The 13,483-nt window shown below is 73.4% G+C and carries 14 protein-coding genes; all 14 read right to left on the minus strand.

Features of this window, described 5'->3' with window-relative positions; all coding sequences use genetic code 11:
- Position 1 precedes the first annotated feature (1 nt).
- A complete protein-coding gene (locus ACGGZK_RS14805; protein ID WP_395243392.1) occupies positions 2-811 on the minus strand; it encodes a pseudouridine synthase in 810 nt (269 codons plus the stop codon).
- The gene (locus tag ACGGZK_RS14810; protein ID WP_395243393.1) at positions 798-1,559 is read right to left on the minus strand and encodes an SMC-Scp complex subunit ScpB; all 762 of its coding nucleotides are present in this window, start codon (positions 1,557-1,559) and stop codon (positions 798-800) included. Before ACGGZK_RS14810 ends, ACGGZK_RS14805 begins: the two co-directional genes overlap by 14 nt.
- Entirely contained in the window at positions 1,549-2,433 is an 885-nt protein-coding gene (locus ACGGZK_RS14815) for a segregation and condensation protein A (RefSeq protein ID WP_395246100.1), read from the minus strand. The genes ACGGZK_RS14810 and ACGGZK_RS14815 overlap by 11 nt, the downstream gene beginning before the upstream one ends.
- A 28-nt stretch (positions 2,434-2,461) precedes the next feature.
- Entirely contained in the window at positions 2,462-3,346 is an 885-nt protein-coding gene (locus ACGGZK_RS14820) for a ParA family protein (protein ID WP_395246101.1), read from the minus strand.
- Between the two features lie 50 nt (positions 3,347-3,396).
- Complete coding sequence (gene xerD / locus ACGGZK_RS14825) at positions 3,397-4,335, minus strand: site-specific tyrosine recombinase XerD (protein WP_395243394.1); 939 nt, start codon at positions 4,333-4,335, stop codon at positions 3,397-3,399.
- Between the two features lie 40 nt (positions 4,336-4,375).
- Positions 4,376-5,047: an NUDIX domain-containing protein gene (locus ACGGZK_RS14830; protein ID WP_395246102.1), complete on the minus strand. Its 672-nt coding sequence runs from the start codon at positions 5,045-5,047 to the stop codon at positions 4,376-4,378.
- 28 nt (positions 5,048-5,075) lie between these two features.
- Complete coding sequence (locus ACGGZK_RS14835) at positions 5,076-6,797, minus strand: CTP synthase (RefSeq protein ID WP_395243395.1); 1,722 nt, start codon at positions 6,795-6,797, stop codon at positions 5,076-5,078.
- A 160-nt stretch (positions 6,798-6,957) separates the two neighbouring features.
- Positions 6,958-8,661: a DNA repair protein RecN gene (gene recN / locus ACGGZK_RS14840; RefSeq protein WP_395243396.1), complete on the minus strand. Its 1,704-nt coding sequence runs from the start codon at positions 8,659-8,661 to the stop codon at positions 6,958-6,960.
- 98 nt (positions 8,662-8,759) lie between these two features.
- A complete protein-coding gene (locus tag ACGGZK_RS14845; protein WP_395243397.1) occupies positions 8,760-9,716 on the minus strand; it encodes an NAD kinase in 957 nt (318 codons plus the stop codon).
- Entirely contained in the window at positions 9,671-10,480 is an 810-nt protein-coding gene (locus tag ACGGZK_RS14850) for a TlyA family RNA methyltransferase (RefSeq protein ID WP_395243398.1), read from the minus strand. Before ACGGZK_RS14850 ends, ACGGZK_RS14845 begins: the two co-directional genes overlap by 46 nt.
- 3 nt (positions 10,481-10,483) lie before the next feature.
- Positions 10,484-10,657 (minus strand): hypothetical protein, encoded by a 174-nt coding sequence (locus tag ACGGZK_RS14855; RefSeq protein ID WP_395243399.1) that lies wholly within the window; start codon positions 10,655-10,657, stop codon positions 10,484-10,486.
- A gap of 49 nt (positions 10,658-10,706) precedes the next feature.
- A complete protein-coding gene (locus ACGGZK_RS14860) occupies positions 10,707-11,732 on the minus strand; it encodes an HAD-IIA family hydrolase (protein ID WP_395243400.1) in 1,026 nt (341 codons plus the stop codon).
- Complete coding sequence (locus ACGGZK_RS14865) at positions 11,733-12,695, minus strand: hypothetical protein (protein WP_395243401.1); 963 nt, start codon at positions 12,693-12,695, stop codon at positions 11,733-11,735. It abuts the gene before it with no gap.
- The gene (locus ACGGZK_RS14870) at positions 12,680-12,856 is read right to left on the minus strand and encodes a hypothetical protein (protein WP_395243402.1); all 177 of its coding nucleotides are present in this window, start codon (positions 12,854-12,856) and stop codon (positions 12,680-12,682) included. Before ACGGZK_RS14870 ends, ACGGZK_RS14865 begins: the two co-directional genes overlap by 16 nt.
- Positions 12,857-13,483: the final 627 nt, after the last annotated feature.

Below are 13,483 nucleotides of genomic sequence, written 5' to 3' on the forward strand. Positions count from 1 at the left end.
GTCAGTCCCTTCCCTTCCGTCCGGCGCCTCCGCCCGTGCGACCGGCGTCCGCGGCGCGGGCGATCGTGAGCAGGTTGCCGAGTTCGATTCTAGTCAACTCGCGCAGGTGGCCCGAACGGAGGGTCCCGAGGTGCAGCGGCCCGAACTGGCGGCGCACGAGCTCGACGACCGGATGCCCCACCGCCGCCATCATCCGGCGGACGATCCGGTTCTTCCCGGAGTGGAGCGTGAGCTCGACCATCGAGTACCCGCCATCGCCGCCCGGCAGGAGGCGGGCCCGGTCGGCCTTGATGGGACCGTCCTCGAGTTCGATGCCCTGCTTCAGCTGCTGGATCACCTGGGCGGGCACGCGCCCGCGGACCTTCGCGATGTACGTCTTCTCGACGCCGAACGACGGGTGCGCGAGCACGTGCGCGAGCTCGCCGTCGTTGGTGAGCAGCAGCAGGCCGCTCGTGTCCTGGTCGAGGCGGCCGACGTTGTACACGCGCTCCTCGAGGTCGTCCGTGAAGCGGCGCAGGTCGGGCCGGCCCTGCTCGTCGAGCATCGACGAGACGACGCCGCGCGGCTTGTTCAGCATGTAGTAGCGCTTCTCGGTGTCGAGCTGCACGGCCGTGCCGTCGACGGCGACCCGGTCGGCCAGCGGGTCGACGCGGGTGCCGAGCTCGGTGACGATGCGTCCGTTCACCTCGATGCGGCCGGCGACGATCATCTCCTCGACGATGCGGCGGCTCGCGACGCCGGCGGCGGCGAGCACCTTCTGCAGGCGCTCCCCCTCGGTCGATCGGGGCGTTCCGGAGTCAGGCGCGGTCAAGGTCGAATCCTCCCTGCCCGTCGTCGAGCAGCGGCGAGATCGGCGGCAGCTCGTCGAGGGCGTTCAGGCCCAGGTGGGTCAGTAGTTGGTCGGTGGTGCCGTACAGGATGGCACCGGTCTCGGGGTCGGTGTCGACCTCGGTGATGAGGCCGCGGCCGACCAGCGTGCGCACGACCGAATCGACGTTGACGGCGCGGATCGAGGCGATCGCCGATCGCGAGATGGGCTGCTTGTACGCCACGACGGCGAGCGTCTCGAGCGCGGCCTGCGAGAGCTTCATCGACTGCTGGGTGAGCACGAAGTCGGCCACGATCCGGTCGTAGTCGGCGCGCACGTAGAAGCGCCAGCCGCCGCCCACCTCGCGGAGCTCGAAGGCCCGCTGGACGCCGGCTCCCGACCCCGCGCCCACAGCGCCGTCCGCCGGGCGGTCGGTGCGCGGCTCCCCCGAGGTGCCCGTGCCGTCGTAGTCGGCGACGAGTCGCGCGATCGCGGCGCGCACCTCGGCGACGGGGCGCGCGACCGCGGCCGCGAGGGTCACGACGCCCTGCGGCTCGTCGGCGACGAACAGGATCGCCTCGAGCGCCCGGTCGAGGTCGAGGTGCGGCTGGCCGGGCACGTCGAGCGGCGTGGCGACCGAGAGCTCGGGCGCGGCGGCGTCCGCCGCGGGGAGGTCGCCCGCGGCGGCCTCGGGCACGGCGGCGTCCGCGGCATCCACCGCCTCGTCGACGCCCGTCGGATCACTCGTCATAGTCGGCTCCCAGGTTCTGCAGGTTCGCGTCGGACCAGCCCTCGTCGGCCGCCCAGCGCAGGGTCAGTTCGCCGAGCGGTTCGAGCTGCTCGAACCCGATGGCGGCGTGCCGGTAGAGCTCGAGCACCGCGAGGAACCGGGCGATCACGACGCCCGGCCGGTCGACGCCGGCGATCAACTGGCGGAAGGTGACCGGATCGCCACGCCGGAGCACCGCGACGACGTGCGCCGCCTGCTCGCGGATCGACACGAGCGGCGCGTGCAGGTGGTCGAGGCCGACGACCGGCACCTCCTTCGGGGCGAACGCCAGCGCCGCGAGCGCGGCGAAGTCCTCGGGCGTAAGCGTCCACCGCAGTTCGGGCGCCCGTTGCCGGAACCGCTCCTCGAGCCGCACGGTGCGCGCATGCCGGCTCGACTCGGCCTCGAAGCGGTCGGCGAACCACCGCGACGCGACCTTGAACGCGCGGTACTGCAGCAGCCGCGCGAACAGCAGGTCGCGGGCCTCGAGCAGCGCGACGTCCTCGGCGTCGACCAGCTCGCCCTGCGGCAGCAGGCCCGCGACCTTGAGGTCGAGCAGGGTGGCGGCGACGACGAGGAACTCGGAGGCCCGGTCGAGCTCCTCCGCGCCGTCGAGGCCGCGCAGGTAGGAGATGAACTCGTCGGTCACCTTCGACAGCGCGATCTCGGTGATGTCGAGCTCGTGCTTGGTGATCAGCGACAGCAGCAGGTCGAACGGCCCCTCGAAGTTCGACAGGGCGACGCGGAACGCGGGGTCGGATGCCTCGCCCGCGGCATCCGCGACGGCATCGGCGACCGCCGCAGCCGCGACGGCGTCATCGACCTCGGCGGCCGGCTCGCCGCCGGCGCCCGTCACCGCCTCGTCGACCGCGCCGCCCGCGGCCTCAGGCGACCGCGCCACGGAACACCAGCTCCCGGGCGAGCTGCCGGTACGCGCGCGACGCCTGGTGCTCGGGGGCGAACTCGGTGATCGGCGTCGCCGCGACGGTCGCGTCGGGGAACTTCACCGTCCGGGTGATGACCGTCTCGAGCACCTCGTCGCCGAAGGCGTCGACCACCCGGTCGAGCACCTCGCGCGAGTGCAGGGTGCGCGCGTCGTACATCGTCGCCAGGATGCCGTCGAGCGTGATCGCCGGGTTCAGCCGGTCGCGCACCTTGTCGATCGTCTCGATGAGCAGCGCCACGCCGCGGAGCGCGAAGAACTCGCACTCGAGCGGGATCACGACGCCGTGGCTGGCGGTGAGCGCGTTCACGGTGAGCAGGCCGAGCGACGGCTGGCAGTCGATGAGGACGACGTCGTAGTCGGCCGAGACGCGGCGCAGCACGCCGGCGAGGATCTGCTCGCGGGCCACCTCGTTGACGAGGTGCACCTCGGCGGCGGAGAGGTCGATGTTCGCCGGGATCACGTCGAGCCCGGGCGTCTGGGTCTGCTGGATCGCGTCCTTCGGTGCGATCGAGCGCGAGAGCAGGAGGTCGTAGATCGTCGGCACGTCGTGGGTCTGCACCCCGAGGCCCGCCGACAGCGCCCCCTGCGGGTCGAAGTCGACGGCGAGCACGCGGCGGCCGACCTCGGCGAGCGCGGCGCCGAGGTTGATGGTCGTCGTCGTCTTGCCGACGCCGCCCTTCTGGTTGCAGAGCGAGATGATGCGCGCCGGTCCGTGGGAGGTGAGCGGCGCGGGGTCGGGGAACTCGCGATGCGGCCGACCGGTGGGACCGAGCGCGGGATCCAGCGAGGTGATGCCGTCCGCCGGGTCCTGCTTCTGCTCGATCACGTGCGTTCCATCTCCTCCGGTGGCCCGGCCGGGCCCCCTGCACGAGTCTAGCGAGCGCGGGGATGCGCGACCGTGTACATCTCGCGGAGCGTGTCGGCCGTGACGCGGGTGTAGATCTGGGTCGTCGCGACCGAGGAATGCCCGAGCAGTTCCTGCACGACGCGCACGTCGGCGCCGCCCGCGAGCAGGTGCGTCGCGAACGAGTGGCGCAGGGTGTGGGGCGACACGGATGCCTCGATGCCCGCCCGTCCGGCGGCGCCGCGGATGGCCTCCCAGGCGGCCTGCCGGCCGAGCCGTCCGCCGCGCGCGCCGAGGAACAGTGCGGGGGTCGCCTTCCCGCGTGCGGACAGCATCGGCCGCGCCCGCACCAGGTACGCGTCGACGGCCGCGCGCGCGTAGCTGCCGAGCGGCACGATGCGCTGCTTGCCGCCCTTGCCGGTGAGGCGCACCACGTCACCCTCGACGAGGAGGTCGTCGACGTTGAGCCCGACGGCCTCCGACACCCGGGCGCCGGTGGCGTAGAGCACCTCGAGCAGCGCCCGGTCGCGGAGGCGCCCCGGCTCGTCGCCGGATGCCGCCTCGAGCAGTGCCTCGACGTCCTCGACCGAGATCGCCTTCGGCAGGCGTGCCGGCGGCTTCGGCGGCGCGAGGTCGCGTGAGGCATCCGCCTCGGCCCGGCCCTCCTCGACCAGGAACCGGTGCAGCCCGCGCACGGCCGACAGCAGGCGGGCGATCGACGACGTCGCCAGGGGCGGCACGCGGTCGTTCGCGAGGTGGCCGCGGAAGGCGGCGAGGTCGGCCTCGGTCGCGACCTCGGGCGAGCGGATGCCCCGCTCCGCGAGCCACTCCGCATAGGCGGCGAGGTCGCGACGGTACGACAGGATCGTGTTCCTGGCGAGTCCGCGCTCGACGGCGAGGTGGCGGAGGTAGTCCTCGATCGCCCGCTCGGCCGGCGTCGCGCCGCCCTGTCCCGTCGTCGCCGTCACGCCTCGCCTCCCTGCTCCGTCTCGGTGACGCCGGCCGCCGCTAGGCGGCCGGGCCGGGCTTCACGCCCGACGGCCAGGGCGCGTCGGCGGCGTGCAGCGCCTCGAGGCCGCGTCGTCGTGCCGCGTCGAGCGCGAGCAACGCGACCGCGAGGGGCGCGTTGTGGAGCCGGCCGGCGAGCACGGCATCGATGCACTCGTCGAGCGGCACCCAGCGCGTCTCGAGGTCGGCCTCCTCGTCCTCGCGTCCGAAGGCCTCGGGCGCCGACGAGAGCCCGCGCGCGAGGAACACCCGGATCACCTCGTCGCTCCCGCCGGGCGACGTGTTGATGTCGATGAGCACCGACCACTCGGCGGCGACGAGGTCGCCCTCCTCCGCGAGTTCGCGCTTGGCGGCGGCGAGCGGGCCCTCGCCGTCGACGTCGAGGAGCCCCGCCGGGATCTCCCAGTCGCGCGTGCGGATCGGGTGGCGGTACTGCTTGATCAGGAACACCCGGTCGTCGTCGTCGAGCGCGAGCACGCCGACGGCGCCCGGGTGCTCGACGTAGTCGCGCACCACCGGGCGGCCGCCGTACGCGACCGTGTCGCGCCGGACATCCCAGATACGGCCGTCGAGCACCCGCTCGCTGTCCGTCACCTCGAGGGCGACGCGCTCGTCGGCGAGGGGGGCGCCGACGAGCGCCTCGCCCGCGCCCGGGTCATCCGCTGCCGGCACGGTCGTCACCGGAACGTTCGTCACCGGCTCAGGCCTGCTGCACGTCGTCGAACAGCAGGCTCGCCTGCTGACGCTCGAGCGCCGCGCCGATCAGGCCGCGGAACAGCGGGTGCGCGTCGTTCGGACGGCTGCGCAGCTCGGGGTGGGCCTGCGTGCTGATGTAGAACGGGTGCACGTCGCGCGGGAGCTCGACGAACTCGACCAGCTGCCCGTCGGGCGAGGTGCCCGAGAACACGAGTCCCGCCTCGGCGATGCGGTCGCGGTAGCCGTTGTTCACCTCGTACCGGTGGCGGTGCCGCTCCGACACCTCGGGGGCGCCGTAGAGCTCGGCGGCCAGTGAACCGTCGGCGAGCTTCGCCGGGTAGAGCCCGAGTCGCATGGTGCCGCCCAGGTCGCCGCCGGCGATGATCTCGACCTGCTCCTCCATCGTCGCGATGACGGGGAACTCGGTGTCGGGGTCGAACTCGCTCGACGACGCGCCCTCGAGGCCCACGACGTTCCGCGAGTACTCGATCACCATGCACTGGAGGCCGAGGCACAGCCCGAGCAGCGGGATGCCGTTCTCGCGGGCGAACTTCAGCGCCCCGAGCTTGCCCTCGATGCCGCGCACGCCGAAGCCGCCTGGCACGCAGATGCCGTCGAGGTGTGCGAGGTGCTTCTGCGCACCCTCGGGCGTGCGGCACTCGTCGGACGGGATCCACTCGATGCGGACCTTCGTCTCGTTCGCGAACCCGCCGGCGCGGAGCGCCTCGGTGACCGAGAGGTACGCGTCGGGCAGGTCGATGTACTTGCCGACGAGGCCGATCGTGACCTCGTGCGCCGGGTCGTGCACGACCCGCAGCAGGTCGCTCCAGCCCGACCAGTCGACGTCGCCCGCCTTCCGGTCGAGGCCGAGCGCGTCGATGATGTAGTCATCGAGGCCCTGGTCGTGCAGCATCGTCGGGATGTCGTAGATCGACGGCACGTCGACCGCGTTCACGACGGCCGCCTCGTCGACGTCGCACATGAGCGCGATCTTGCGCTTGTTCGAGTCGGTGACGGGCCGGTCGCTGCGGAGCACGAGCGCGTCGGGCTGGATGCCGATCGACCGCAGCGCGGCGACCGAGTGCTGCGTCGGCTTGGTCTTCTGCTCACCCGACGCGCCCATGAACGGCACGAGCGAGACGTGCACGAAGAACACGTTCTTGCGGCCGAGCTCGTGCCGCACCTGGCGGGCCGACTCGATGAACGGCTGCGACTCGATGTCGCCGACGGTGCCGCCGATCTCGGTGATGATCACGTCGGGCTTCGGCGACTCGGAGGCCTGGAGGCGCATCCGGCGCTTGATCTCGTCGGTGATGTGCGGGATGACCTGCACGGTGTCGCCGAGGTACTCGCCGCGGCGCTCCTTCGCGATGACGGTCGAGTAGATCTGACCCGTCGTCACGTTGGCGGCCTGGCTGAGGTTGATGTCGAGGAACCGCTCGTAGTGACCGATGTCGAGGTCGGTCTCAGCACCGTCGTCGGTCACGAAGACCTCGCCGTGCTGGAACGGGTTCATCGTGCCCGGGTCCACGTTCAGGTACGGGTCGAGCTTCTGCATGACCACGCGGAGTCCGCGTGCTGTCAGCAGGTTGCCGAGGCTGGCGGCCGTGAGCCCCTTGCCCAACGAGGAAACGACACCACCAGTCACGAAGATGTGCTTGGTCGTGTCGTCTGAGTTCTGTGCGCCGCGTTCTTCCACCACGGGCTTGTAGTCTAACCGACTCATTTGTGGATTCGCCGTGCGTCGCGATCGTGTCGAGGCGGATGCCTCGGCGAATCGCCCTCGGTCGCCCCCGGGGTCGCCTCGGACTCGCATCCGGGACCCCCGTGAACGGGCGCCTCGCGGGGCGCCGTTGCGCCCGCGCGTCGGCCGGCCCGCACCGTCGTCAGGCGGCGCGCTCGGCGGCGATCTCGAGCAGCTCTCGCGCGTGGGCGAGCCCGCTCTCGGAATCGGCGAGCCCCGACAGGAGCCGGGCCATCTCGGCCTCCCGCTCGGTGCCCGCCAGCTGGCGCACGCTCGACGCCGTCACCCGCCCGTCGGTGCCCTTGACCACGCTCAGGTGGTTCGTCGCGAACGCGGCGACCTGGGCGAGGTGCGTGACGACGATGACCTGCGACCGCTCGGCGAGTCGGGCGAGCCGCCGGCCGATCTCGATCGCCGCGGCGCCGCCGACCCCCGCGTCGACCTCGTCGAACACGAACGTCGGCACGGGGTCGGCACCCGCGATCACGACCTCGATCGCGAGCATCACCCGGGACAGCTCACCACCCGACGCGCCCTTCGACACCGATCGGGGCTCGGCACCCGGATGCGGCCGCAGCAGGATCGCGACGTGGTCGCGGCCGTGCACGGTCGGCTCGGGCGCCGGCTCGACGCCGACGTGGAGCTCGGCGTCGGGCATCGCGAGCGCGGCGAGCTCGGCGGTCACCGCCGTGGCGAGGCGTGCGGCCGCGTCGGTGCGGAGCGCCGTCACGCGGTCGGCGAGCTCGTCGACCGCGGCGCGGCCGCTCGCGACGGATGCCTCGAGCTCGGCGATCCGGTCGTCGTCGCCGTCGAGCTCGACGAGCCTGAGGCCGCCGCTGCGCCGGAACTCGAGCACGTCGTCGAGCGTCCCGCCGATGCGGCGGGCGAGCCCGGTGAGCAGCGCGCGCCGCTCCTGCACGACCTCGAGCTCGCGTGCGCCGTCGGCGTCGAGCCCGACGAGGTAGCCCGACAGGTCGGCGGCGGCGTCGGCGAGCAGGAAGCCCGCGTTCTGCAGCGCCTCGGCGATCGGCTCGAGCGCCGCATCGTGCGGCGCCATCCGCTCCACGTGGCGGCGTGCGCTCTCGACGAGGGTGATCGCGTCGGGCGCGTCGTCGAGCGCGGCCTCCGACGAGACGAGCTCGTGCGCCTGCGCGGCGGCGAGGCGGAGGTCCTCGAGGTTGGTGAGCCGGTCGGCGCGTTCCTGCAGCTCGACGTCCTCGCCGGGCTGCGGGTCGGCGGCCTCGATCTCCTCGAGTGCCGCCCGGAGCTCGTCGGCCTCGCGCAGTCGGGCGTCGTGGGCCTCCCGCAGCGCCTCGAGCTCGGCGGCGTCGGCACGCCAGGCCTCGAACGCCACCCGGTACTCGGCCAGCGCTGCCTGGAGCGGGCCGCCGCCGAAGCGATCCAGCGCGTCGCGCTGCGCGACGGTCGACCGGAGTCGCTGCTGGTCGGCCTGTCCGTGCACGACGACGAGTTCGTCGCCGAGATCGGCCAGCACGCCGACGGGCGCGCTCCGGCCGCCGACGACCGCCCGGCTGCGCCCCTCCGCCGACACCGATCGGCCGAGCAGCAGCTCGCCGGCCTCGATCTCACCGCCCGCCTCCTCGACCCGGTCGCGGACGGCCTCCGGCACGTCGGGCAGGAGCCAGCGCCCCTCGACCCAGGCCTGCTTGGCACCCGATCGGATCGTGCCCGCGTCGCCGCGTGCGCCGAGCAGCAGGCCGAGCGCGGTGACCACCATGGTCTTGCCGGCGCCGGTCTCGCCGGTGACCGCGGTGAACCCCGGCCCGAGCGGCAGGCTGGCCTCGGCGATCACGCCGAGGTCGCGGATCCCGAGTTCCTCGATCATCGCGGCCCTCGCTCTCGGTGGCGCTCGGTCATGGTGTCCTCACTCTTCGTCGCCCTCGTCGCCGGGGCTTCCGTCGTTCGCGGACGCATGCCCGCCCCTCAGTCGCGACCGGCCGGTCCGCGCCAGCCGGTGACGGGCAGCGCGAACTTGTTGACCAGGCGATCGGTGAACGGCGCCTCGTGCAGCCGGGCGAGCCGGACGGGCACGGGCGACCGGCGCACGATGACGCGCGCGCCGGGCGGCAGGTCGAACGTGCGCCGGCCGTCGCACCAGATCACGGCGGCGGCCTCGGTGCGCTGCAGCACCTCGATCGCGAGCGACGACTCGGGCCCGACGACGATCGGCCGCGCGAACAGCGCGTGCGCGCTGAGCGGCACCATCAGCAGCGCCTCGACGCTTGGCCACACGACCGGGCCACCGGCCGAGAAGGAGTACGCCGTCGAACCGGTGGGCGTCGAGACGACGACGCCGTCGCAGCCGAACGACGACAGCGGCCGCCGGTCGACCTCGATCACGACCTCGAGCATGCGCTCGCGCTCGGCCTTCTCGACCGTCGCCTCGTTGAGCGCCCAGCTCTCGTAGACGATCTCCTCGCCGGCCTTCACGCGCACGGACAGCGTCATGCGCTCCTCGACGACGTAGTCGCGGGCGAGTGCCCGTGAGATCGTGTAGTCGAGGTCGTCCCGCTCGCTCTCGGCGAGGAAGCCGACGTGGCCGAGGTTCACGCCGAGCAGCGGCACCGGATGCTCGCGGGTCAGCTCCGCCGCCCGCAGGATCGTGCCGTCGCCGCCGAGCACGATCGCGAGCTCGATGCCGTCGACGTCGACCTCCTCGAGCCGGCCGACGCGGCCGTTCAGGTCGGGCACGAAGGCGTGCACGTCGTCCCAGTGCTCCTCGGCGATCACGGGCGTCGCGCCGGCCGCGAGCAGCTGCGCGCAGACCTCGCGAGTCGCCTCGAGCGCCGCGGATCGACCGGTGTGGGCGACCACGAGGAAATGCCGTGAACCGTTCACGCGTGGGCGCCTCCCGTCAACAGCTCGACCCGACCCATCCATTCTGACGGATCGGAGGTCGCCACCTCCCCGAGGTGCACGAGGAACTCCTGATTCCCGTGCGTGCCCGCGATTGGGGAGGAGAGCACGCCGCCGACGCGGAGCCCGAGGTCGAACGCCGCCCACAGCACGCCCATCACGGCGTCGGCGCGCAGCGCCGCATCGCGGACCACGCCCTCGCGCACCCCGCCGCGCCCGACCTCGAACTGCGGCTTCACGAGCAGCACGAAGTCCGCGCCGTCGACCGCCGTCGCGCGGAGCGCGGGCAGCACGGTCGTCAGCGAGATGAACGAGAGGTCCGCGGTGACGACGGACGGGCGTTCGTCGACCCCGGTGAGGGCGGCGAGCTTCGCCGCGTCGAGGTCGCGCACGTTGCATCCCTCGACGGCGACGAGGCCCGGCGCCTCGGCGACCTCCGCGGCGAGCTGGCCGTGGCCGACGTCGACCGCGAGCACGGCCCTCGCCCCGCGTTCGAGCAGCACCTGGCTGAACCCGCCCGTCGACGCGCCCGCGTCGAGCGCGACGCGATCGCGCGGGTCGACGCCGAACCCGTCGAGGGCGGCGATCAGCTTGTGCGCGGCCCGGCTGACGTAGTGGTCCGGCGCGTCGACCTCGAGGCGCGCGCCCTCGGGCACGCGGAACGAGGCCTTGACGACCGGCTTGCCGTCGACGCGCACGGCACCGGCGGCGATGAGCGTGGCCGCGTGCGTGCGCGAGCGTGCCAAGCCGGCCTCCGCGAGCGCGGAGTCGAGGCGGGAGTCGGCCATGCCTCAGCCGTCGCCGCGGGTCGGGTCGGAGTGCTCGAGCGCCTCGCGCAGCCGATCGGCGAGCGAGTGGTACCGCGGCGCGCGTTCGGCGAGCGGCAGCTCCTCGATGTCGCCCAGCTCGGCCGCCGCCTCGGCGGGGTCGCGCCCGGGCACGTCGGATGACTCGTCGAAGCTCACGGCTCCACGCTACCCCGCACGTCCGACGTGGAGCGCTCCCCCGCCGCGGTCATCGGTAGAGGCGCTCGGGCACGTCCAACGCGTGGATCGACGCGCCCGACCCCCAGACCACCGCGCAGCCGGCGCGGAGCAGGTCGAGCTCGTCGCGACCCTCGTCGACGACGACGACCCGGTTGCCGTCGAGCTTCACGCGGGCATCGCCCACGCGGACTCCGCCCCGGCTCTGCTCCACCTCGGGGTACGGGAGGTGCAGGCCGCGCAGGTCGCCCAGGATGTACGTCGGCCGGCTCGCCGCGTCGGCGGCGAGCAGCTGCTTGGCCCGGTCGATGCCGGTGAGCACGACGGCCGAGCGCATGCCCGCGCGGTTCGCACCCAGGATGTCGGTGTCGAGCCGGTCGCCGACGATGAGCGGGGACTCCGCCGCGAACCGATCGCGCGCCTCGTCGAAGATCGGCGTCTCCGGCTTGCCGGCCACGAGCGGGAAGCGCCCGACGGCCGTGTGCACCGCCGACACGAGCGTGCCGTTCCCCGGTGCGACGCCGCGGGCCACGGGGATCGTCCAGTCCATGTTGGTGGCGATCCACGGGATGCCGTGCTCGTCGGCGAAGCCGCCGGCGTTCAGTGCGAACGCGGCCTCGGCGAGCTGTGCCCAGCCGATCTCGGGCGTGAACCCCTGCACGACCGCCTGCGGCGCGTCGTCGGCGGAGCGCGTCACCCGATACCCGTGCCGCTCGAGCTCGGTGGTGATGCCTTCGCCGCCGACGACGAGCACGAGTGCACCGTCGGGCACGACGCCGGCCAGCAGCCGCATGGCGGCCTGCGGCGAGGTCACCACGTCGGTCGGTGCGACCTCGAGGCCGAGCTCCTCGAGGTGTCGGGCGACGGATGCATCGCTCCGCGACGCGTTGTTCGTGATGTAGCCGACGGCCCGGTCGCGCTTCGCGAGATTCAGGCTCTCGACCGCGTGCGGGATCGCCGTCGGTCCGGCGTACACGACGCCGTCGAGGTCGGCGAGCAGCGCGTCGACGCCGTCGAGCGGCGCGTGGCCCTCGGCACGCGTGCGGAACAGCCCCATCTAGCGCGCCTCGTCCGCGGCGTCGTCGTCGAGCCCGGCCGTCTCCTCAAGGATGGCGGCGACCTCGGGCTCGATCGCGTCCTCCGGCGCGGCCTCGACGAGGTCGGCGTCGCCGTCCTCGGCAGCCTCGGCCTCGGGCACGGATGCCTCGTCGCCTGCGGGTGCGTCGGCGTCATCGGCCTCCGCCGGAGCGGCGTCGTCATCCTCGATCTCGAGTTCGACCTCGTCCTCGTCCTCGGTCTCGAGTCCGTCCTCGGTCTCGAGTTCGTCCTCGGTCTCGAGTTCGTCCTCGGTCTCGAGTTCGAGCTCCTCGAGCTCGATCACCTCGAAGATCTCCGCCTCAGCCGGACCCTCGAGCGCGTCGGCCGCGCGCTCGGCGAGCACGAGCCACTCGGCCGCCTCGGCTCCGCGTCCGAGCTCGCCGAGCACCTCGGCGTAGGCCGCGAACAGCGCCGGGCTGTAGCTGAAGGCGCGATTCCGGTCGAGTTGCGGGATCTCGAGCTCCGCGAGCGCGAGCTCCGGCTGCTCCAGGTCGAGACGAGCGCCGGACATCGCGATGGCGAGGCCCACCTGCACGCTCGCGGGCAGCGTGGTGCGGTCGACCGACCGTCCGAGCTCGAGGGCCCGGTCGGGGCGGCCGACGCCACGCTCGCTGTCGACCATCAGCGGGAGCTGGTCGTTGTGGCCGGAGATACGGCGGTACGTCCGGAGCTCGCGGAGCGCCAGCGCGAAGTCGCCGGTCTCGTACGCCGTGATCGCGAGCGTCTCGCGGACCACCGCCACCCGGCCGCCGCGGCGTGCCGCAGCGAGGGCGTGCCGATGCGCGAGCTCCGGGTCCTCGGGGAGGATCTCCGCGGCCGCGGCGAGGTGCAGCGCGACCCACTCGGCGTTCTCCTTGTTGAGCGTCTTGAGTTCGGCGAACGCCTCCTTGCCGAGCGACCGCGTGGTCAGGTGCGCCGGCACGCGAGGGTCGTCGTGACGCGGACGCGAGTCGCGATCGTCGTGCCGGTCATCGCGCCGGTCGTCGCGGTCGTAGCGCCGAGGGCCCTCGTGCCGGCCACCGTCGGGACGTCCGCCGCCGTGCCGGCGGTCGCCCGCCCCGCCACGACGTTCGTACGGGGCACGCCCGTCCTCGCCTCCGCGCGACCAGGAGCCGCCGCGTCCGCCGCCGGCGACGCTGCGCGAGGCTCCGCCCCGTGGAGCACCGGCATCGGTACGACGCGGGTCGCGGCGGTCGCCGCGCGGGCCGTCGTCGTGACGCGGCCGGGGCGTACCCTCCCGCCGGTCGCCCGCGCGAGCCGGGCGATCGTTGCTCCAGCTGCGGTCGTTCGACCGGGCGCCATCGCCTGCGGGGCGACGCGAGCCGTCACGGGACCCGGAGGCGGAGTCCGAACGGTAGGGGCGGTCGCTCCGCCGGCCATCCGAGCCGCCCGACGGCCCCCGTCCCTTCGCGCCGTAGCGGTCGTTGCCACGCTCGTCGGTACGCCCGCGGTCACGCGAGCCATACCGGTCGGAACCCGACCGATCCCGGTCGCCCGAGCCGTAGCGACGTTCACCCGAACCGGAACGGTCCCGGTCGCCCGAGCCGTACCGGCGCTCGCCCGAGCCCGCGCGATCCCGGTCGCCGTACCGACGCTCACCCGAACCGGAACCCGAACGATCTCGGTCGCCGTACGGACGCTCACCCGAACCGGAACCCGAACGATCTCGGTCGCCCGAGCCATACCGGCGCTCGCCCGAGCCCGCGCGAT

Origin of the sequence: Agromyces sp. MMS24-K17 (assembly GCF_043950245.1) — a bacterium.
Classification (GTDB): Bacteria; Actinomycetota; Actinomycetes; order Actinomycetales; family Microbacteriaceae; genus Agromyces.

Bases quoted from the DNA above. Each gene is read 5' to 3' on its own strand.
- ACGGZK_RS14810 (WP_395243393.1), bottom strand. From the start codon at position 1,559: ATGACGAGTGATCCGACGGGCGTCGACGAGGCGGTGGATGCCGCGGAC.
- ACGGZK_RS14835 (WP_395243395.1), bottom strand. From the start codon at position 6,797: ATGAGTCGGTTAGACTACAAGCCCGTGGTGGAAGAACGCGGCGCACAG.
- recN (WP_395243396.1), bottom strand. From the start codon at position 8,661: ATGATCGAGGAACTCGGGATCCGCGACCTCGGCGTGATCGCCGAGGCC.
- ACGGZK_RS14845 (WP_395243397.1), bottom strand. From the start codon at position 9,716: ATGGATGGGTCGGGTCGAGCTGTTGACGGGAGGCGCCCACGCGTGAAC.
- ACGGZK_RS14850 (WP_395243398.1), bottom strand. From the start codon at position 10,480: ATGGCCGACTCCCGCCTCGACTCCGCGCTCGCGGAGGCCGGCTTGGCA.
- ACGGZK_RS14860 (WP_395243400.1), bottom strand. From the start codon at position 11,732: ATGGGGCTGTTCCGCACGCGTGCCGAGGGCCACGCGCCGCTCGACGGC.